Source organism: Janthinobacterium sp. HH104 (genome assembly GCF_001758715.1).
Lineage (GTDB): Bacteria > Pseudomonadota > Gammaproteobacteria > Burkholderiales > Burkholderiaceae_D > Janthinobacterium > Janthinobacterium aestuarii.
In genome coordinates, this window is record NZ_LRIB01000042.1 from 1 (window position 1) to 19,780 (window position 19,780).

The following is a 19,780-nucleotide window of genomic DNA, read 5'->3' on the forward strand; positions in this document are numbered from 1 at the left end:
TCGGGTTATGAGCCCGACGAGCTGCCAGACTGCTCCACCCCGCAGGCGAATTATAACCGAGTTTGTTGCATTGCGAAAGAGCGGATTGACACGAAGGGCATTTGCTTTGCATGAGGGCGGTAGGCATGCTGCGCCGCAATGGAAAAAGCCGCCGATCCCTTTGCAAGAATCAGCGGCTTTTTATATATCTGGTTGCGGGGACAGGATTTGAACCTGTGACCTTCGGGTTATGAGCCCGACGAGCTGCCAGACTGCTCCACCCCGCAGGCGAATTATAGCGGGGTTTGCTGCAATGCGCAATGGCCGGGTTTCAGACCCTCGATTACGCCCCCGCCAGGCGCCACAGCGACGTGACTTCCTTCGAACGGGCCGCATGCAGGCTGTCGGTGGCGTCCTGCGCGCGCGGGTGCGTAGGTTTGACGTCCAGGCGGTCGACGACTTTCAAGCCCGCCTGTTCTATCCATTCGAGCAATTGTGCGCGCGGGCGCAAGCCCAGGTGCTCGGCCAGGTCCGACAGGATCAGCCAGCCTTCGCCGTTTGGCTCCAGGTGGTCGGCCAGGCCGGCGAGGAAGCCGCGCAGCATGCGGCTGTCCGGATCGTAGACGGCGTATTCGATCGGCGAGCTGGGGCGGGCCGGCAGCCAGGGCGGATTGCACACGACGAGCGGCGCGCGGCCGGCAGGGAACAGGTCGGCCTGCACCACCTCGACCTTGTCGATCACATCGAGGCGGGCCAGGTTTTCGCGCGCGCAGGACAGGGCGCGCGGGTCCTGGTCGGTGGCGACGATGCGGGCGACGCCGCGCTGCGCCAGCACGGCGGCCAGCACGCCCGTGCCGGTGCCGATGTCGAAGGCCAAGTTGGCGCGCGCGGGCAGCGGCGCTTCCGCCACCAGGCCCACGTATTCGCCGCGGATCGGCGCGAACACGCCGTAGTGCGGATGGATGCGCTGGCCCAGGGCCGGCAGTTCCACGCCCGTGCGGCGCCATTCGTGCGCGCCGATCAGGCCCAGCAGTTCGCGCAAGGAGGCGATAAACGGCTCTTCGCCGCGGCCATACGCTTCATTGCACGCCAGTTTCACGTCCGGCGCGCGGCGCAGCGGGATCGTGTAGTCGGCATCGAAGGGCAGCAGCAGCATGGCCAGGGTGCGGGCGCGCTGCGACTGGGCCTGGCGGTGCAGATGGAACGCTTCCGTGGCGGTCGGTTCCGGCTTGGCCAATTTGGCGGCCTTGGCCTTCTTGCTTGGCTTGTCGTTCTTGTGGTCGGCGCGCCGCGCCAGTGCCTGCAGCAGTTGGCGCGCGTTCTGGAAGTCGCCGCGCCACAGCATGGCCGTGCCTTCGCAGGCCAGGCGGTAAGCCTGGTCGGCCGTCGTGCGGTCATCGGCGATGACGACGCGCTTGGGCGGCGGCATGCCGCTTTCCGAACGCCAGCGGGCCGAATGCTCGGCGCCGTTTTCGCTCCAGTGGATCTGCGGATGAACGGTAGGTGAAGAGGTGTCGGACATGGGATTCAATCGATAGAAGGGGGCGCGCGGCATGGTCGCCTGCGCAGGCCGTCTTCCATTATACGTTGCTGGCCGTGCCGTCTGTGCTGCTGGCACTGTCCGTGCCATAGGCGAGCGCCAGCGCGCGGGCGCGCGCCTGGTCTTCCGGCGTGGCTTCCACGATTTTCTTGCCGGCGTCGGCCACCGCGTCCGGCTGCACCAGCTTGAGCAAGCGCAAGCTCAGGCTGCCCGCCAGGTCGCCATCGTTGCCGCTGGCGCTGGCGCCATCGGACATGCCCTGATAGAGATTGCTTTGCAATTGCTGGCCCAGCAGCTTGAACAGGTCGTGCAGATTGCCGCCGAAATGCGTGTCGGGCAACTGTTTGGCGGGCAGGACGCCGTCATCGGATACCGGGGCTTCCGGCGTTTCATTTTGCGTTTGCTCAAGCACGCCCGCGCTGATGTTCGATTGATATTGCACTTCCACTTCGAAGTCGAAGGTCTGGCCGTCGGCCGTCGTGATCTTGCCCTTGCCGATGAAATGCGCGTTTTCATCGAGGCTGAAGGCGGCCGCGCGGCTGCTGCCATTGGGGCCCGAAACACTGGCGCTGCCGCTGCTGAAACTGGCTCCCGCCTGCAGATCGACGGAATCGAAGGCAATGGTGGCGCCGTCGCCGAACAGCTGGCGCGTCATGTTGCTCAGAAAATCCTGCGCCACGTCGACGGTCGCGTTGCCCAGCGCATCGGTCCGTTGCGACAGCCCCTTGGCCGACAGGTCCAGGCCATTTTTCGACAGGGCCACGACGTCTTGCGCCGTGCGCTGCATCAGGGGTGAGCCGGCCAGGCCCGTGGCGCCGTTGCCCGCGCGGGACGGCTGCTGGCCAGCCAGCGTATTCGGGGCGGGTTGACGGCTGGCGAGGGCGGGGAGCTGGGACATGGCGGTTTCTCAATGAGCGAAGTACCGTTATTAACGGCGTTCTACGCCCATTCTTTAACCATTAGTGGTGGTGCGACCAGCTACCGTCCGCCGACTCCAGGTAGGACTTGACGGCATCGGCCTGGCCCGTGGCGTGGCGCTTGAGTTCGCCGCACGCGCAAATGCCCTGGTACGGCTGGATATGCGAGCAGGCGGAGACTTTTTGCAGGTAGACCTGCATGGATTTGTGACATTTGACGCACTTGAAGGTGAGGCTGCGGGCGGCTTTCATGGGGTTCCTTGAACTGTTGCGGGGCGCAGGCGGTAGCTGCGCGAAGGCGGCGATTTTAACCCACTCCGCCTGCCGTTACATACTGTTGCAACTGCGCCACGCTGAAGTCAACTGAATCAGGTCTATCACGTTGAGACACTACGGAGGCCATCTGGCATCCATTGACGAGGTAGCACCATGGACAAGCATGACAAGGAAAAGCCTGCACAGCCCGCCAAGGAGCTGGTCAGAAAGTGGCTGAAAGCGGAGCTGGAACAGCGCCGGCCGCCGCCCGACCCCGAGCAGATCCGCCGCGAGCTGGGCTGGGATATGCTCAGATTGTGCCGGGAGCCGGCCAGCCGCTAGCGACCTAACGCACCGTCACCACGCTCTTGCCGCCGGATCCCGGCTGCACGAGAATGCGGGTGGCGATGCGCTCCGTCATTTCCTGTACGTGCGAGATGACGCCCACCTTGCGGCCCATCGCTTGCAAGCCGTCGAGCGCATCCATGGCCACGCGCAGGGTTTCCGTGTCCAGGCTGCCGAAGCCCTCGTCGATGAACAGCGATTCCACGCGCACGCGGTTCGAGGACAGCGAGGCCAAGCCCAGCGCCAGGGCCAGCGAGACGAGGAACGATTCGCCGCCCGACAGCGAATGCACGGAGCGCAGCTCGCCGCCCATGTCCTGGTCGCGCACCATCAGGCCCAGCGACGGATTGTTCGGGTTGTCGATGCGTTCCAGCTGGTAGCGGCGCGCCAGGTGGTTCAGGTGCGCGTTGGCATAGCCGAGCAGCACTTCCAGGGTGAATTGCTGCGCGTAGTTGCGGAATTTCTTGCCGTCGGCCGAGCCGATCAGTTCATTCAGGCTGGCCCAGCGCCGCTCGATGACGGCTTGCGCCTCGATTTGCGCCAGCATCGCTTGCGCGCTGTGGCGCCGTGCATCGTCCTGCGCGATGGCCAGGCGCAAGCGCGTCGCTTCTTCGTTGGCCGCCTGGCGTTCCTGCAGCAGGGCGCCGAGCGCCGCCTGCAGCGCCGCCACGTCCATTTCCAGCGCCTGCGGCGGCTGCTGCACATGCGCGGCCAGTTGCTGCCGGCGTTCGGCCAGCACGGAGACGGCTGCCGTGTGGCGGTCGGCGATCACTTGCAGGGCGTCGCGTTCGGCGCGCATGGCGTCCGGCGCGATGGCCAGGTGCGCGCGCAAGCCGGCCATGTCTGCGGGTGCGTGGGCCGGATGGGCATCCTGGAACTGGCGCAGCCAGTCGTGCAGGGCGGCGGTGGCGCCGCGTTCCTGTTCCCGCAGGGCGGCCAGGCGCTGCGACAGCTGCGCGCACGCTTCGTCGAGGCGCGTGCGTTGCTGGCTGGCCGACTGCGCCGCCGTTTGCTGCCGCGCCAGCTGTTCTTTGGACTGCGCGATGGCCGCTGCCAGGCTGCGCTCGACCTCGGCCACGCTCTGGCCCTGCCATAGCGCGTTGCGCTGCGCTTGCAGTGCCGTTCGCTGTTTGTCGGCGGCGGCAAAGACGGCATGGGCTTCCTGCGCCGTGTGCCGCGCCTTGCCGGCGGCCAGCAGCGCCGCTTCCAGTTGCGCGGCCAGGGTCGCCAGTGCGTGGCCGCGCTTGTCCTGGTCCGCCTGCTGTTTCAGCCATTGCCGGCTTTCCGATTCACGCGCCGCGCGGAAGTCGGCCGGGCCGGCGCGCCAGCCCTCTTTCCAGTCCTCGGCGCCGTCGGCGTCGGCAAAGGCGCCATCGAGCTGCGCCAGCAAGGCATCGAGCGTGGCGCGCGCCGTCTCGCCCTTGTCTACGCTGGCCGCTTGCTGCGCCTGCAGCTGCGCCAGCCGCGCTTGCGCATCGGCGACGGTGCTGGTGCAGCGTGCGTGCTCGCTGGACGCCAGTTCGTGCGCCGCCTGCGTCTGCTCGCGCCGCGCGCCGGCCTGGCGCAGCGCCGTTTCCTGCCGCGCCAGCGCCTGCAAGCCTGCCGCATTGGCCGCCAGCTGCTGCGTGAACCAGTCCGCGCGCTCGTCTTCCGGCGGCAGCTGCAAGGTATCCGCATGCGGTTGCCATTGCGCATTCAGACTATCGATGGCGGGCGGCAGTGCAGATAGTTCTTCCGCCGTTTGCGCCTGTTCGCGCATATGGGCGGCCAGTGCCGCCTTGTGCGTGGCCAGCCTTTCCAGATTGCCGCGCGCCTGCGTGCGGCAGGCCAGCACGTCATCCTGCAAGCTGGCCAGCATCGCCTGCAAGGCATCGTCGGCGTGGCTGTACGGGTGTTCCAGCGCGCCGCAGACGGGGCAGGGCTGCTCGTCCTGCAAATTGGCCCGCAGCTGCTCGACGCTGGCCGCGCATGCCGCTTCGGCGCCCTTCAAGGATTTTTCCGCCTGCGCCAGGCGTGCTTCCAGCAGCGCCGTTTGCGCCGCTTCCGCCGCCAGTGCCGTGCTTTCCGTCTGCGCGGCCTGCGCCAGCTGGGTCGCCTTCGCTTGCCAGTGCGCCAGCGCCTGCCGCTGGCGTGCCAGTTCGCTCCAGGTTTTTTCCGCGCTGCTCAAGATGCGCGCGCGTGCCTCCAACTGGCCGCGCTGTTCCTGCAGCCCCAGGCCATCGATGGCTTGCACGGCCGCCAGCGCCTCGCGCCGTTCGGCCTCGCGCAGCGCCAGTTCGGCAGCGGCGCTGGCCAGCGCCGCTTGCGCCGCCTGCGTTGTGTCAAGGGCCTGGCGCACCTGCCGCGCCGATGCGGCCATGCTGGCGTCGGCCGCATCGGCTTGCGCGGCCGCTTGCCCGGCCTGGGCAAACAATTGATCCCATAATTGCCACGATTGCGCCAGCGCCTGCCACTGCTGGTGCGATGCCAGCCACTGGCTGCCCGCTTCCTGTTCCGCCTGCGCGGTCTGCTGGCGCTGCTGCAGCGTGTGCAGCGCGGCGCGCGCAGCCTCGTTGGCCTGGTCGGCACCTTGCGCCGCTTGCTTTGCCTGCTCATGCGCGGGCAGCTGGGCCAGGATACCGGCATCGAGCGCCTTGGCCTGGTCGAGCAGGGGCGCCGCATCGTGTTGCGCCGCTTCTTTGGACAGCAAGTCCGCTGCCGCCAGCTGCACGGCCTGCGCCAGTTGCGCTTCGCTGGCCACTGCCTGCGCCGCTTCCGCGCGCGACGCTTCCAAGGCCGCGCCCGTGCTGGCGATGTCGTTCGCCAGGCGCGCCACGTCGTCGACGAGGGGCCGCGCCGGCTGCAGCAATTCCCACTGCGCCAGCGCCGCGCGGCGCGCTTCGGCGGCGGCCCGTTCGGCATCCGCGCCATCGAGCGCCTCTTGCGCCGCCGCCACCTGGGTTTGCAGCTTGTGCGTCTCCTGGTGCCAGCGCTGCTGCAGTTCCAGCACGGCCTTGCGCAAGTCGATGGTGTGCAGGGCGGTGTCGGCAGCGCTGCACAGCGTTTCGGTATCGGCCCGTTCTTCCGGCGACAGGGGACGCTGGTCGGCCAGTTTTTCGCCCAGGCGTTCGAGGACCTGTTTTTCCTTTTTCGCCCGCTCGAAGGCGCGCATGGAGATATCCGTATAGATGCTGCTGCCCGTCAGGGTTTCGAGCAACTCGCCCCGTTCATTGTCTTCCGTCTTGAGGAAGGTGGAAAACTCGTTCTGCGCCAGCAGCACGGCGCGCGTAAACTGGTCGAACGACAGGCCGATGCGCTTTTCGATCTCTTCCTTGACTTCCGTCTTGGTACCGCCGATGGGCTGCAGCGCGGGCAGCTGGTGCAAGCTCATGGCGGTGGCCTGCAGCGCGCCTTCCGCCTTGGTGCGCGAGCGGCGCACGCTCCAGCGGGCGCGGTAGCTTGCGCCGTCGTTGCCGACGAAGTCGACTTGCGCGTAACCGTCCGGCGTGCCGCGGCGCAGCAGGGTGCGCGTATCCTGGGCGTTGACGGTTTCCTTGCCCACGTCGGGCAGGGCGCTACCCCGTCCCAGCACTTTCAGCAAACGCGGCGTGGCGTCGTACAGGGCCAGGCACAAGGCGTCGAGCAAGGTGCTCTTGCCCGCGCCCGTGGGGCCGCTGATGGCGAACAGGCCGGAAGACGCCAGCGGCTCCTGCTGGAAGTCGACTTCAAATTCGCCGGCCAGCGAGGCCAGGTTCTTGCCGCTGATTTTCAGTATTTTCATGGTTCTTCAGTTGCGCTCACGCGCCGGGCAGCAGCAGTTCGGCCAGGGCCGACAGTTGTTCGGGTGATGCTTCCTTGCCGTATTTTTGCAGGTACAGGCGGCGGAAGATGTCGTCGGGCTGCAGCTGGGCCAACTGGTCGAGCGTCAGGTTCTCGGGCGCGCTGCTGCGCGCGGCGCTCGACGTTTCGATCTTCGCCAGGCGCACGTGCTTGCCGTCGAGCGCCGTTTCGATGCGCATGCGCAGGCCAGGTTCCGGCGCATCGAGACGCACGCGCACTTCCAGGAAGGGTTGCGCTTCCGCTGGCGCCGCGGGCACGTCGAGGGCGGCCAGCTGCGCCAATACCTCGTCTATCGGTGCCGGCGTGCCTGGCACGCGCAACAGGGGCACGGCGCGCGGCACTTCGATGACGCGCACCTCAGTCAACTGCTCGCCATCGATATCGAGGCACAGCACTTGATGCCGATAATTCACCTCCGCGAACGACAGGGGAATCGGGCTGCCGCAGTAGCGGATGTGCTCCTGACCGCCCACGGCCTGCGCCTTGTGCAGATGGCCCAGCGCCGCATAGGCGATGGCGGTATCGAAGATCCCCGACGGCAGCATTTCCGTGCCGCCGATGACGATGCGGCGCTCGGAGTCGTTCGACATTTCGCCACCCACCATGTGGCAGTGGCCCATGGCGACGATGGCTTGCCCGGGCTGGCGGCGCGCCAGCGCCAGGTCCGCCAGTTGGCGGTACAGCAGGGCGATGCCACCCAGGTAGGCGTCCTGCGTGTCGCCGGCCGGCAGTTTCGGCACGTCGCCGGGACGCAAAAAGGGCACAGCCAGGCACCAGGCCTGCACTTGCCCGTCGCCGCCGGCGAGCGGCAGCAGCAGGCGTTCCAGGTCGATATTGCCTGCCTCGTCGCGCAGCAGATGGCCGATTACGTGGGTGCCATGCGCGGCCAGCAGGGGGCCGGGCGCTTCGAGCCGTCCCGCCGAATCGTGGTTGCCGGCCACGACGACCAGTTGCAGCGCGGGCAGGCGCGCGCGCGCCTGCTGCAGGAAGACATATAACTGTTTTTGCGAGGCGGCCGACGGGTTGGCGTTGTCGAATACGTCGCCCGCCACCAGCAGCACGTCGGCCTGTTCTGCCACGAGCGTGTCGAGCAGCCAGTCGAGGAAGCGCTGGTGTTCGTAGCCCCTTTCAAAATTGTGCAGGGTCTGGCCCAGATGCCAGTCGGAAGTGTGCAGCAGGCGCATGGTGTGGCAACGGTAGGGAGGACAGGCGCCAATATAGCAGGAATGATAGGGGTCAGACCCGTTGGGGGCATGTTTCCTGGTAGGGAACTTGCCGATCGCGAAGCGACTGACCCCAGCCTTCAGTTGGGCTTGCCCTCAGCCATCAAGCCGTCAATGCGCCAGCTCTGTATGTATTGCGTCCATCCTGCTTGGCCTTGTACAGCAGCACGTCGGCGCGCTGCAGCAGCACGGCGGGGGAAATGTCTTCGTCGCGGTAGAAGGCCAGGCCGATGCTGGCGGAAATGCGCACGGTGATGCCATCGAGTTCGAACGGCTGCTGCATGGCGGCGACGATTTTTTCCGCCAGCACGGCCGCGTCTTCTGGCCGGGTGATCTGTTCCATGATGATGGTGAATTCATCGCCGCCCAGGCGGGCGATGATGTCGGTGGCGCGCATGGTGTGCGTCAGGCGCTGGGCGAAGGCGCGCAGCAGGGCGTCGCCGGTGCCGTGGCCGTGCGTGTCGTTGACGGGCTTGAAGCGGTCGATATCCATGTACATGACGGCCATCAGGTGCTGCTGCTGGCGGCTCGCGTGCATGGCGTCGCTGAGTTTTTGCTGGAAGCCGGCGCGGTTCGACAGGCCTGTGAGCGCATCGACCTGGGCCAGCTTCAGCAGGCGCTGTTTTTCGCGCTTTTGCACGGTGATATCCTGGCGCATCACGTGAAAGCCCACCACCTGCAGCTTGTCTTCGCCGATCTGCGGGATGTAGATCACTTCCAGGCAGCGCTCGATGCCTTCCTTCTCGTCTTCTTCCTCGAAGCTCAAGGTTTCACCGGCCAGCACTCTTTCGATATACGGCGCCACCGTGCGGTAGCGCGTCTCGCCCACCGTGTCGCGCACGCGCTTGCCCAGCGCCTGGCGGCCCGTCAGGCCGAATTCGCGTTCATAGGCGATGTTCAGGAAGCGGTAGACCTGGTCGGCGTCGATGTAGGCGATCATGGCCGGCAAGGTGTCGGCGATGGTGCGCAGGCGCGCTTCGCTTTCCAGCAGCGCCACTTCCGATTCGCGCAAGGTGGTGATGTCGTCCAGGGTCCCCACGTAGCCTTCGATCTGGCCGTCGATGAGGATGGGGGCGATCTTCACGGAGACCCAGACCAGCCTGCCGTCGCGCTGCAGGTAGCGCAAGGTGGACTGGAATGGCGCATGGCTGCGCGTGAGCTGTTCCAGCGCCACGTGCATCAGCGGATAGTCGTCCGGGTGCAGGGCGCTGGTCCAGCCGGCGCCCAGGGCGGCCGCGCGCGGCAAGCCCGTGATCGATTCGAAGGTGCGGTTGACGTAGGTGCAGCGGCGCTGGCGGTCCAGGCGCACCAGGCCCAGCGGCGAGGCGTCGTTGACGGCGGCCAGCTCGGCCTGTTTCTGGCGCAGTTCCAGCTCCTGTTGGCGGCGCTGCGAGATATCCTCGGCGATGCACAGGATGTGTTCGATCTGCTGGCGCTCGTCGAACACGGGCACCGAGACGGCGCGCAGGTAGCGCAGGCTGCCGTCCGCCAGACGCAGCGGCTTTTCCGTATGGTCGATGACGCCGTGTTCGGCCAGGATGGCGCGGTCGTCCTCGGCATCGTGCAGGCCGAAGTCGGGCGGGAAGGCCTGGAAATCGGTCTTGCCGATGACGTCGGCGGCCAGGTGGCCGGTGATGTCTTCGGCCGCCTTGTTCCACACTTCCATCTGGCCGAAATTTTCCGGTCGCGCGCTTTTCACGTAGACCAGCACGGGCAAATGATCGATCAGCGATTGCAGGAAGCTGCGGTTGTCCTGCAGCGCCAGTTCGTCGTGCTTGCGCGCGCTGATGTCGCGCGAGGTGACGGCCACGCCGTCGGTGATCGGCACCACCTGGTGGCGCAGCCAGCGCGTGGCGCCCGAGGCCAGTGTCAGCTCGAATTCATCTTCCAGCGGCTGGCGTGTTTCCATCACCAGCACGAAGCGCTGGAAGAAACGCTCGCCGCGCAGCAGCGGCATGTGCGCCAGCACGCGCTGGCCCAGCAGTTCGGAGCGCGGCTTGCCCAGCATGTCGGCGGCCCGCTCATTGACGTCGGCGAAAATGAAGTCTTCCACCGGCTTGCCCGGGGCGGGGCGCCAGGCTTTCAGCAGCAGCACCGAGTCGAGGCTGCCGTGGTGCGCCGCGCGCAGCAGCGCCTGCGTTTCCGTTGCCTGGCGGATGCTGCGGCGCAGGCGTGCGCTCTGGCGCATCAGCAGGGCCGTAAAGCCGGCAATGAGCACGCTGGCGGCGAGCAGCGCGCCCACATACAACAGGCGGCGGTGTTCAAAGCGGGCCAGGGCAACGGCGCGGCTCACGCCCACCACGGCCAGCAGCGGGTAGCGCGGCAGCTCGCGGTAGCTGTAGATGCGCGGCGTCGCGTCGACGGGCGGCTCGATCAGCAGTTCCTCGGGGGCGTGCCGCGGCGGACCCGGCATGCGGAAGTCGATGCGGTCGCTGAGGATCAATTGCTCGCCGATGCGGCCCACCGTCAGGCCGCTGTCGCGCGCCACCAGCATCAGCGCGCCATGCTCGTCGAGGTTCAGGCGGTCGTAGTCGTCGACAAAATACGTGGGGTCGACGTGGATGACGATGGCGCCGGCAAAGCGGCCCCGCGCATCGTTCAGGCGGCGCGCCAGGCGGATGGTCCAGCGCTTGCCGTCCGCGTCGAGCATCGGTGTGTCGACCAAAACCGTGTCGGATGCATTGGCGGCCAGCGCCCTGAAAAATGGCTGCGCGGCCAGGTTTTCCGGCAGATAGGCGTGGGCGCTGTCGATGACGTTGCCATGCGCGTCGATGAGGGCGATCGGCAGTTCCAGCTTCGATGGCAGCACGCTGTCGAGCAGGCCCTGGCGGCGCGTGAATTCATTGAGGCGCAGGCCGCCGTCCGTTTCCTCGTATTTGAGCTTGAACAATTGCGTGGCATGGTCGGTCTGGCGCAGCGTGAAACTGGTATGGTCGGCCAGGGTACGCGCCAGCGACTGGCTCGCGGCCACGGCGTCGCGCACGGCGCTGGCCCGCTCCTGGCCCACCTGATAGTAGACGGCCGCCCACAGCGCCAGCAGCAGGATGAGCGCGAACAGGGGCACCAGACTGATGCGGTACAGGCGGCGGGCAAGGCGTTGCAGGGGTCTCGTTATCGCTATCACGGGCGCTTGCAGGCTAGATTCATGGAAAAAGGGAGGGGCGGCGTGGCGCGCATGATAGCCGAAATCGGCTGCCTTGCGCATAAGCCCGTCGCCGCCACGCCCATCGTCTGTTCGCGGTCTGTCGCTGGGCTTATTTTGCGTTAAATCAAGTATCTGTGGTGCCGCGCACGCTAAAAAAGGTGCGCCGGTGGCGACACGGGCTGGCGGCGTGGCAGAAAAAGTACAATTGCGCCCCCATCCTCATTAAAATGGATGCTTCTACCTCCCATATCGAAAGTTGTCATGCAGAGTAAAAAGCCCGATGCGGCACGGCTGGACAAGATCGTGGCCGAAGCGCGCCGCGCCGCCGACCAGCGCGAGAGCGGCTACCGCGAGCGCTCGCTGAAGATGTACCCGTGGGTCTGCGGCCGCTGCATGCGCGAATTTACGCGTGCCAACGTGCAGCAGCTGACCGTGCACCACCGCGATCATAACCACGACAACAATCCGCCCGATGGCAGCAACTGGGAACTGCTGTGCCTGTATTGCCACGACAATGAGCACTCGCGCTACCTGGAAGCGTACCGTGGCGCCGGACTGCTGTCGGCCGAGGTGGCGCCGGCCACGCACAATCCGTTTGCCGCGCTGGCGGGCCTGATCAAGAAAAAGGACTGAGCGGGCCGCGCCGCTTCGCCATGCGCATCTTGCTGACCGAAGACGACCCGCAACTGGGCCGCGCCACGCAGATCGGCCTGGAGCAGGGCGGCTACGCCGTCGACTGGGTCACGAGCGCCGAACACGCGCACACGGCCGTGCGCCTGCACGACTATGGCTGCATCCTGCTCGACCTGGGCTTGCCCGGGCAGGACGGCATGCAGGCGCTGGGCGTGCTGCGCGATAATGGCTACAGCGGCGCCGTGCTGGTCGCCACGGCGCGCGACACGGTGGGCGAGCGCATCGCCGGTCTCGACGCGGGCGCCGACGACTTCATCGTCAAACCGTTCGACCTCGACGAGCTGGCCGCGCGCATCCGCAGCGCCTGCCGCCGCGCCGCCGGCCGGCTGCGCGAGCACCTCGTGCACGGCGACCTCGTGCTCGATATCGCGGACCGGCAGGTGACGCAACGGGGCTTGCCCGTGACCCTGACGGTGAAGGAATTTCGCATCCTGCAACTGCTGCTGGAGCACGGCGGCCGGGTGCTGAGCCGGGAACAGCTGGAGAAAAACCTGTACAGCTGGGGCGGCGAAGTGGAAAGCAACGCCGTGCAAGTGCACATCCACCACCTGCGCAAGAAGCTGGGGCGGGACTTGATACGCACCGTGCATGCGATCGGTTATTGCATCGACAAGCCGAAAGCGGCCTGACAAAGAAAACGGGCCGCCCTGAGGCAGCCCGTTGTGCTCTATGGCTGGTCAGCCATCAACTCATCAGAAATCGACGGTGGCCGACAGCCACAGGCGGCGTCCGTCCAGGCTATTGACATAGCGGTTGGCGTAGGTCAAGGTCGGCGCCGACGAACCACGGTACGGCTGGTAGTCGATGAAGTCCTTGTTGAGCAGGTTGTACACGGCCGCGTTCAGGGTGACGCGCTTGTTCAGCTGGTAGCTGGTGCCCAGGTGCAGCATGGTGTAGCCCTTGTAGTCGCCCAGCGCGGCCTTGGCGGCGCGCGTGGAAGCCGAGGTGCCCGGATCGCGGAAGCGCTCGCTGCGGTACTCGGCGCGTAGCCAGCCGTTCCATTCGCGCGAGATATCCCACGACAGGCGTGCATTGACGGCGTGCTTGGGCGTGTCGCTCAGCGGCTTGCCCGCGTTGCTGCCACTCTTCTGTTCGCTTTCCGTGTACGTGTAGTTGGCGCTGGCCGACAAGGTCTTGCCCAGCGGGAAGCGCGTGTTCAGCTCGACGCCGCGTGTGACGGCCTCATCCACGTTGACCGACTGGCCAAACGCATCGACGTTGGGCCAGTTGCCGAAGCTGACGCAGCCTGGACGGTTCGGCGACGGACGATAGTCGCAGTTGACGAGACCGGTGCCCGTCGTGATCTTGTCCTTGAACTCATTGTTGAACAGGGAGCCGCTGGCCGTCCAGCCGGCCAGGTTGTCGAAGTAGGCGCCGATTTCCGTTGTCGTGCTCGTTTCCGGCTTCAAGTCCGGGCTGCCGACGAGGGGGATCGTGCCCTGGCCGCCGAAACCGTTGATGCCGGGCGACAATTGCTCCACGCGCGGCGTCTTGTAGCCCTTGCTGATGCCGCCTTTGACGGTCCAGCTCGGCGTCGCGTTCCACACGGCATACGCGCGGGGGCTGGTCTGGCCGCCGAAGATGCTGTGATCGTCATAACGGGCACCGAAGGTCAGCGCGACGTTCTCCAGCACTTGCCATTCGTCTTCCACGAACAGGGCTTTTTGCGTGAATTCGAATTTCTTTGGCGCCACGCCATCCGTCATTTCCGCCTTCCACCATTGCGCGCCGACGGTCGCCATGTGCTTACCTAATGGCATGACCAGCTTGGTGTCGAACACCTGGCTTTCCACTTCCAGCGTGCGCGCGCTGCCGGCCACGGCGCCGGGCGTGCCTGGCGGGATCGTGCGGCCCAGAGTTTTCGTCTTGTTCACCATATAGCTGCTGTCCACGGTGCCGAAGCCGAAGCGGCCCGTGTGCGACAGGGTCCACTGGTCGCGGTTATATTTTTGTTCCGGGCCGTAGCCGCCCTGCAAGCCCAGGGTGCCCAGCTGTTTCTTCGAATTATCGTAGGTCTGGCGGCCCGCATCCGCGTCGAGGATGACGGTGTGGTAGCGGTTCGGCGTGAAGGCCAGGCGCGCGCCAAAGTTTTCAATGTCCGCACGCACGGGGTTGGCGCCCATGTTCGGCACGACTTCCGTACCGGTACCGTCGTTGTAGCGGATGTCGGCCGCATCGCGGCGCTGCTTGCTGCCGCGCAGGGACAGGCCCAGCAGGTCGGTGGCGATGGGGCCGCTCAGGTAGAAGCGGCCGGCCTTGACGTCGCCGAAGTCCGATTCCTGCTGCACGGTGTAATCGGCCGAGACGGAGCCCATCCACTGCTTGCCCACCTTGCGCGTGATGATGTTGATCACGCCGCCCATGGCGTCCGAGCCGTACAGGGTCGACATGGGGCCGCGGATGATCTCGATGCGCTCGATGGCGGCCAGCGGCGGCATGAAGCTCGTCTGCGTGCCGCCGAAGCCGTTCGGGGTGACGTTGCCGGCCGCGTTCTGGCGCCGTCCGTCGATCAGCACCAAGGTGTAGTCGCTGGGCATGCCGCGGATGCTGATGTTCATGCCGCCCGTCTTGTCGCCCGCCGCGCCCACGTCGATGCCTTCCACGCTTTCCAGCGCCTGCGTCAGGTTGCCGAAACGTTCTTTCGACAGTTCCTGGCGCGTCAGCACCGTGATCGAGGCGGGCGCCTGCTTGATGTCCTGCTCGAAACCGGAAGCGGAGACCACCACTTCCGGCATGCTGGCAGGCGCGCCCGTCTGGGCGTGCGCCGGCAGGCAGGACAGGGCGGCCACGGCCAGGGCCAGGGTGGTGGGACGCGGCAGGCGCGCGCGGCGGGTGCTGTTGGACATGCAAACTCCTGATGGTGGATGAGTTATTGGTGTGTGTTGCTGTGCAAGCTAATGGGAATCATTGACGCAATAAGAATCATTTACAATTGCGGGCATGGCATCCCAAAAAATATTTCGCTCCGGATCTTGCGCAGAAGTTCTTAAGAGATTCTTAACGGCTGGCGGCGGCCTGCAAACCTGGTCCTTGCGGTGCACCCTGCTGGCCGTGCTGCTGGGCCTGACCTTGGCCCTGTGGGTGGGCAGCGCCGCCATCGTGTACGTGGAAGCGCGCCGCGAAAGCCAGGAATTGTTCGACCAGTCGCTGATCGAGACGGGCCATCTGCTGCTGTCGCTGGTGGAAAAGGATGCGCGCAAACACGGCTTGACGGGGCCGATCGACGTGCCGCTGCGCGGCCATCCGAATCCCCATCAGTATTTGCTGTTCAAGGTGCGCGACGCGCAGCAGCGCGTGCTGTACCGCAATGACGCGGCGTCCGATATCGCCCTGTCGCGCAGCGCGCCGGACGGCCTGTCCTGGACCAGCATCGGCGGCCAGCGCTGGCGGTTGTTTTCGCTGTGGGACCCGCAGCGCACTTTGCAACTGCTGGTGGCCGAGCCGACCAGCCACCGCGACGACATCAGCCGCGGCTTCTTTTACCGCATCGCGCTGTTCGGCCTGCTGCTGGTGGCGCTGGCCACGATCGCCATCTGGTGGAGCATCCATCGCGTGTTTCGCGTGCTGCAGGCGTCGGCCGATGAAGTGTCGGCGCGCACGCCCGATGAACTGGCCGACGTCAGGCTGGCGGGCGCGCCCGCCGAACTGCATTCGCTGCTGCTGGAAATAAACCGCCTGTTCGGCAGGGTGCGGCAAAGCCGCGACAACGAGCAGCGCTTCACGGCCGATGCGGCGCACGAATTGCGCACGCCGCTGGCCGCCATCAAGACCAATCTGCAAGTGCTGCAGCGGGCCCGCAGCGCGGACGAACGCGAGGAATTCATCGCCGCCCTGGGCGCCAGCGTGGAGCGCGCCACGCGCCTCGTCAACCAGCTGCTGGCGCTGGCGCAGCTCGATCCGCAGTCGCAGGCGCAGGATACTGTACTGGCGCTGGCGCCGGGCGACCTGGCGCACCTGCTGGCGCAGCAGGGCGCCCAATGGCAGGCGCTGGCCGCGCCGTACGGACTGTCGCTGAGCGTGAACATGGCGCCGGCGCCGTGCGCGCTGCATGCGGACAGCCTGCAGCTGCTGCTGCGTAACCTGGTCGAGAATGCGCTGCGCTATACGCCTGCGCCGGGCTTTGTGGCCGTCAGCTGCGGCGTGGAGGCGGGAGGCAGCTATCTGCGCGTGACCGATACGGGGCCCGGCATCGCCGAGGAACTGCACGAGCGCGTGTTCGAACGCTTCGTGCGCCTTGGGAGCACAGCGCTGCCCGGCAGCGGCCTGGGACTGTCCATCGTGCGCCGCATCGCCGAACGGCATGGCGCGCACATCGTCCTTGGCGAAGGGCTGCAGGGCAGGGGGCTGGCGGTGACGGTCGTGTTTCCATGACGGCCCCGCCAGGGCAAGGTGCTTAGACCGACTTTATAGCGACTTCAGGAAAGCCAGCAGCGCGTCGCGGTCCGTCTTCGACAGGTTCTCGAAACGCTGGCGTGCCTTGGTCCCTTCGCCGCCGTGCCACAGGATCGCTTCCGTCAGGCTGCGCGCGCGGCCGTCATGCAGGTAGCCGGCCTTGCCGCCATTGCCCATGACTTTTTCCGTGTAGCCGATGCCCCACAGGGGCGCCGTGCGCCACATGCTGCCTTGCGCCTGGCCTTCCGTGAAGGTGTCGGCCAGTTCGGGGCCCATGTCATGCAGCAGCAGGTCGGTGTACGGGCGGATGGTCTGGTTGCGCAGTTCCGCGAACAGATGTCCCGCGCCCGTCTTCATTTCCACCGTGTGGCAGGCGGCGCAGCGCATGCCCTGGAACAGCTTCGAACCGGCGGCCACCTGCTGCGGGTCGACCTTGAGTTCCTCGATCGGCGCCACGCCTTTCGGGAAACCGCTGGCGATGCTGCGCTGTGCCGGCACGGCCACCAGGGCCAGATATTGCGTGATCGACTGCAGGTCCGCTTCCGAGATGCCCGGCTGGGCGCCGCCCGCCGCGCAGGCCACCGGCCCCGCCATGCAGGCGCGGTTGCGGTACACGGGCGAGGTGACGGCCATGTCCAGCAGCAGCGCGTCGGCGGCCTGGTGGCGCAAGGTGGCTTTCGCGGCTTTCCAGCCGAAGCGGCCCAGGCGCACGGCGCCCGTCTCCGGTTCATACACATAGTTGGGCAGGCCCATGACGCCGTCGGCATCCGGCGTGCTGCGCGCGCGCGCCAGGATGTCGGCTTCCGGCACGGCTTCCAGCAAGCCCGTGCCGATCATCGGTGGCGCCGCGCGCAGCGAGACGATTTGCGGCACGGGGCCTTCGAAGGCCAAGGTCGGCTTGCGCAGTTCGACCTGCGTGCCATCTGCCAGGGTACTCTTGCGTGTCGTAAAACCGCCCACGCTGACGCTGTTGCCCCAGTTTTGCGGCACGCCGGACGGCGACACGGCATTCATCTGGATCGCCGTGCCGTATTGCGGGTGCGGCACCTGCTGGCCCGCCGCATTGATGCTGGCGACGCGCACGGCCATCGTGTCGAGGCGCTGGTTCACGGCCATCGGCGCGGGGCTGCGGCCATTGTTGACGTGGCAGGCGATGCAGGCCGACTGGCCGTAGCGCTGTCCCTGCAGGCCGACGGCGGGCGCGTAGCGGTCGTTGCCGCCTTCGTTGTGGTCACCGGTGGTGAAGTTGGTGTGCACCAGGCGGCGGCCCTCGACAAAGCGCTGCATGTTCTGCATGCCGATGTTGTTGTGCGGCTGCTGGAACATGAACAGGGCGTTGTCCGAGTAGTTATACGACACGGAACCGAGGCCGCCGGACAGCGTTTCTTCCGGCAGGGGCACGCCATTGAGGCGCGGCTGCACGCCATACCACGGCCGCAGTCCCGCGCCCACCACATACGTCCATTCGTACGAGTAGTAGCGGATGCCGCCATCATCGCCTTTCGATGCCATTGACGCGGTGGTGGAAAACATCGATGGCGACACTTCGATGATGTCGCCGGCCGTCAGCGCGCGCGCCTTGACGTCGGTGCCGTTTGGCATGCCGACGGCATCGAGGCCGCCATGGCCCGGATATTCCTTGATCAAAAGGGTGCAGGCGCCGTTGATGCCGTTGGCGTTCGTCAGCCTGTCGTTGGCCGGGTAGGCCATCGGCTTGCAGACGGGGACGTTGCGGTCCACCAGTTCGCCCGGCGACATCCAGCCGTAGCCCGTCACGCCGGGACGGTCGAAGCCGCGGAAGAAGGCCACGCCGCCGGACAGGAAATCGACGGTGGTGTACTGGTTGACGATCAAGGTGGGCTTGGTGACGCCGCTTACCTTGCTGTTGTCGATGATTTCCACGCCCCAGGTGCGGTTCTTGAAGTACTGCGGCACGAAAGTCAGGTAGTTGCCCGGACCCTTGTCCTGCGGCAGGCCCGTGACGGGATCGACCGTTTCATTCGGGCCGTAGCCGATCTCATTCCATTCCTCGCCCCGCTCGCGGCCATGGCGCGCCAGGCCGCGCGCGCCGAAGCGCGTCACCAGCGTGCCGTCGGCAAGCGTGAATTGCAGGCTTTCCAGCGGCTGCGCGGCGGCGGGCAGCGGTGTCCAGCCGGCACCGTTGGCGGGGAATTTCAGCGCCGACGTCGCGGTCGACGGCAGGCTGTTGTCGCTGCCCGGCGTCTTGAAGCTCACTTCCAGCAGCGAATAGCCATACTGCGTGGCGCGCGCCACGCCCTGCAGGCGGATGTAGCGGGCATGGATGCCCAGGTTGAAGAATTCCTCGGTGCCGCCGTGGCCATTGCTCACGTAGCGCACTTGCGACCAGTTCTGCCCGTCGTCGGATACCTGCAGCGCGTACTGCTTGCCGTACGCGTTTTCCCACAGCAGTTTCATGTAGCCGACGGGCGTCTTCGCGCCGAAGTCGAACTGTATCCAGGCGCCGTCCTCGAACTTGCTGGCCCAGCGCGTGCCCGTCTTGCCGTCGATCGCCATGGCGGCCGACATGCCGGCGTTTTCCACGGGAGAGGAAGTGGCGGCCACAGGCGAGATGGCCACGCCGGGCTGGCCCGGATCGATGGTGACCGGGGGCGGTTCGGTGACGGGTGGCGTCACGGGCGGCAGTACGGGTGTGCCCGAGAATGCCTGGATTTCAAAGATGGAGTAGCCGTACTGGCCCGCGCGTTTGACGCCCTGCATGCGCAGGTAGCGTCCTTGCGCGTCGAACCCCGTGATGTCCTCGATGCCGCCCTTGCTGTCGCTGACGTTCTGGATGGTGGTCCAGTGCGTATTGTCGTCCGATACCTGCAGCAGGTAGGCGCTGGCGTGCGCGTTTTCCCAGGCGATATGCACGCGCGTGATGCGCTGCGAGGTGCCGAAATCGAGGGTCAGGTATTCGTTGTCGGTAAAGCCGCTGCCCCAGCGCGTGCCGTCGTTGCGGTCGATCGCGGCGCTGGCTGACAGGTCGCCCCGTTCCGCCGAGCTGGCCGTGGCGGCGACTGGCGTCAGTGCCGTTTCGGCCGATGCCTGCGCCAGCAGGTGCTGGGCCATGGCGGGCGTGGCCGGCTTGTCGCCGCCACCGCCGCATGCCGCCAGCAGCAGGGCCACGGCCAGCGGCAGGCGCCGCCTGGAAAAGTGGATGAAGCCGGCCTGGTGCTGCCGGGGCCGAAGCAGGGATGTGTGCATGCGATCTTCCTTGTTTTTATTGGTTATGCGAGATTGGTCAGACGGGCTACCTCCGCATCCCGCCTATGGTGTTGCGCGTGCTTCACCGCCACGGCAGCGCCTTGCGGGCAAAGATAGGGGAACAATTTAATTGCCTTATGGCAATATTATTCTTAAGTTATAGAAGCGCATGAGGCATGTCAAGAAGTCTCGTGCGCTTGTCATCAACTGTTCATATAGCCCGGGTTTTTTGCACTATGCTGGTGCG

General features: G+C 66.3%; 12 protein-coding genes and 1 tRNA gene. 4 read left to right on the forward strand and 9 right to left on the reverse strand.

Going from position 1 to position 19,780, the window contains the following annotated elements:
- Positions 1-189: 189 nt before the first annotated feature.
- The 4 genes from JAB6_RS19525 to JAB6_RS19540 all read right to left on the reverse strand — a co-directional run bounded on the left by JAB6_RS19525 (position 190) and on the right by JAB6_RS19540 (position 2,688).
- Positions 190-266 (reverse strand) — tRNA-Met (locus tag JAB6_RS19525).
- A gap of 56 nt (positions 267-322) precedes the next feature.
- Positions 323-1,501: a class I SAM-dependent methyltransferase gene (locus JAB6_RS19530; RefSeq protein ID WP_070304167.1), complete on the reverse strand. Its 1,179-nt coding sequence runs from the start codon at positions 1,499-1,501 to the stop codon at positions 323-325.
- A gap of 58 nt (positions 1,502-1,559) precedes the next feature.
- Positions 1,560-2,417 (reverse strand): hypothetical protein, encoded by an 858-nt coding sequence (locus tag JAB6_RS19535; RefSeq protein WP_070304168.1) that lies wholly within the window; start codon positions 2,415-2,417, stop codon positions 1,560-1,562.
- A gap of 61 nt (positions 2,418-2,478) precedes the next feature.
- On the reverse strand, positions 2,479-2,688 hold the full coding sequence (locus JAB6_RS19540; RefSeq protein ID WP_034755039.1) for a hypothetical protein: 210 nt from the start codon (positions 2,686-2,688) through the stop codon (positions 2,479-2,481).
- A 177-nt stretch (positions 2,689-2,865) separates the two neighbouring features.
- Here JAB6_RS19540 and JAB6_RS29395 point away from each other — a divergent pair, with 177 nt between their 5' ends.
- Positions 2,866-3,033, forward strand: a complete 168-nt coding sequence (locus JAB6_RS29395) for a hypothetical protein (protein WP_166449232.1) — start codon at positions 2,866-2,868, stop codon at positions 3,031-3,033.
- A gap of 4 nt (positions 3,034-3,037) precedes the next feature.
- Here JAB6_RS29395 and JAB6_RS19545 read toward each other — a convergent pair whose 3' ends face one another.
- From JAB6_RS19545 to JAB6_RS19555, 3 genes are all read right to left on the reverse strand, one after another.
- Complete coding sequence (locus JAB6_RS19545; RefSeq protein WP_070304169.1) at positions 3,038-6,796, reverse strand: AAA family ATPase; 3,759 nt, start codon at positions 6,794-6,796, stop codon at positions 3,038-3,040.
- 16 nt (positions 6,797-6,812) lie between these two features.
- Positions 6,813-8,039 carry an exonuclease SbcCD subunit D C-terminal domain-containing protein gene (locus JAB6_RS19550; protein WP_070304170.1) on the reverse strand — a complete coding sequence of 409 codons (1,227 nt, stop codon included), beginning with the start codon at positions 8,037-8,039 and terminating at the stop codon, positions 6,813-6,815.
- Between the two features lie 142 nt (positions 8,040-8,181).
- The gene (locus JAB6_RS19555; protein ID WP_254671699.1) at positions 8,182-11,202 is read right to left on the reverse strand and encodes a PAS domain-containing protein; all 3,021 of its coding nucleotides are present in this window, start codon (positions 11,200-11,202) and stop codon (positions 8,182-8,184) included.
- A 282-nt stretch (positions 11,203-11,484) separates the two neighbouring features.
- Between JAB6_RS19555 and JAB6_RS19560 the strand changes: the two genes are divergently transcribed.
- Positions 11,485-11,856, forward strand: coding sequence for a YajD family HNH nuclease (locus JAB6_RS19560; protein WP_070304171.1), 372 nt, complete (start codon positions 11,485-11,487; stop codon positions 11,854-11,856).
- A 20-nt stretch (positions 11,857-11,876) separates the two neighbouring features.
- A complete protein-coding gene (locus tag JAB6_RS19565; protein WP_070304172.1) occupies positions 11,877-12,545 on the forward strand; it encodes a response regulator in 669 nt (222 codons plus the stop codon).
- Positions 12,546-12,608: 63 nt separating this feature from the next.
- Here JAB6_RS19565 and JAB6_RS19570 read toward each other — a convergent pair whose 3' ends face one another.
- Entirely contained in the window at positions 12,609-14,762 is a 2,154-nt protein-coding gene (locus tag JAB6_RS19570; protein ID WP_070304173.1) for a TonB-dependent receptor, read from the reverse strand.
- 184 nt (positions 14,763-14,946) lie between these two features.
- On the opposite strand from JAB6_RS19570, the gene JAB6_RS19575 reads away from it, so the two are divergent.
- On the forward strand, positions 14,947-16,287 hold the full coding sequence (locus tag JAB6_RS19575; RefSeq protein ID WP_254671701.1) for an ATP-binding protein: 1,341 nt from the start codon (positions 14,947-14,949) through the stop codon (positions 16,285-16,287).
- Between the two features lie 33 nt (positions 16,288-16,320).
- Here the strand turns inward: JAB6_RS19575 and JAB6_RS19580 are convergent, their stop codons facing one another.
- A complete protein-coding gene (locus JAB6_RS19580) occupies positions 16,321-19,533 on the reverse strand; it encodes a di-heme oxidoredictase family protein (RefSeq protein WP_070304174.1) in 3,213 nt (1,070 codons plus the stop codon).
- Positions 19,534-19,780 lie beyond the last annotated feature (247 nt).

Coding starts and splice junctions, on each gene's coding strand:
- JAB6_RS19565 (WP_070304172.1), top strand. CDS start 11,877: ATGCGCATCTTGCTGACCGAAGACGACCCGCAACTGGGCCGCGCCACG.
- JAB6_RS19550 (WP_070304170.1), bottom strand. CDS start 8,039: ATGCGCCTGCTGCACACTTCCGACTGGCATCTGGGCCAGACCCTGCAC.
- JAB6_RS19530 (WP_070304167.1), bottom strand. CDS start 1,501: ATGTCCGACACCTCTTCACCTACCGTTCATCCGCAGATCCACTGGAGC.
- JAB6_RS19580 (WP_070304174.1), bottom strand. CDS start 19,533: ATGCACACATCCCTGCTTCGGCCCCGGCAGCACCAGGCCGGCTTCATC.
- JAB6_RS19560 (WP_070304171.1), top strand. CDS start 11,485: ATGCAGAGTAAAAAGCCCGATGCGGCACGGCTGGACAAGATCGTGGCC.
- JAB6_RS19540 (WP_034755039.1), bottom strand. CDS start 2,688: ATGAAAGCCGCCCGCAGCCTCACCTTCAAGTGCGTCAAATGTCACAAA.
- JAB6_RS19535 (WP_070304168.1), bottom strand. CDS start 2,417: ATGTCCCAGCTCCCCGCCCTCGCCAGCCGTCAACCCGCCCCGAATACG.
- JAB6_RS19545 (WP_070304169.1), bottom strand. CDS start 6,796: ATGAAAATACTGAAAATCAGCGGCAAGAACCTGGCCTCGCTGGCCGGC.
- JAB6_RS29395 (WP_166449232.1), top strand. CDS start 2,866: ATGGACAAGCATGACAAGGAAAAGCCTGCACAGCCCGCCAAGGAGCTG.
- JAB6_RS19570 (WP_070304173.1), bottom strand. CDS start 14,762: ATGTCCAACAGCACCCGCCGCGCGCGCCTGCCGCGTCCCACCACCCTG.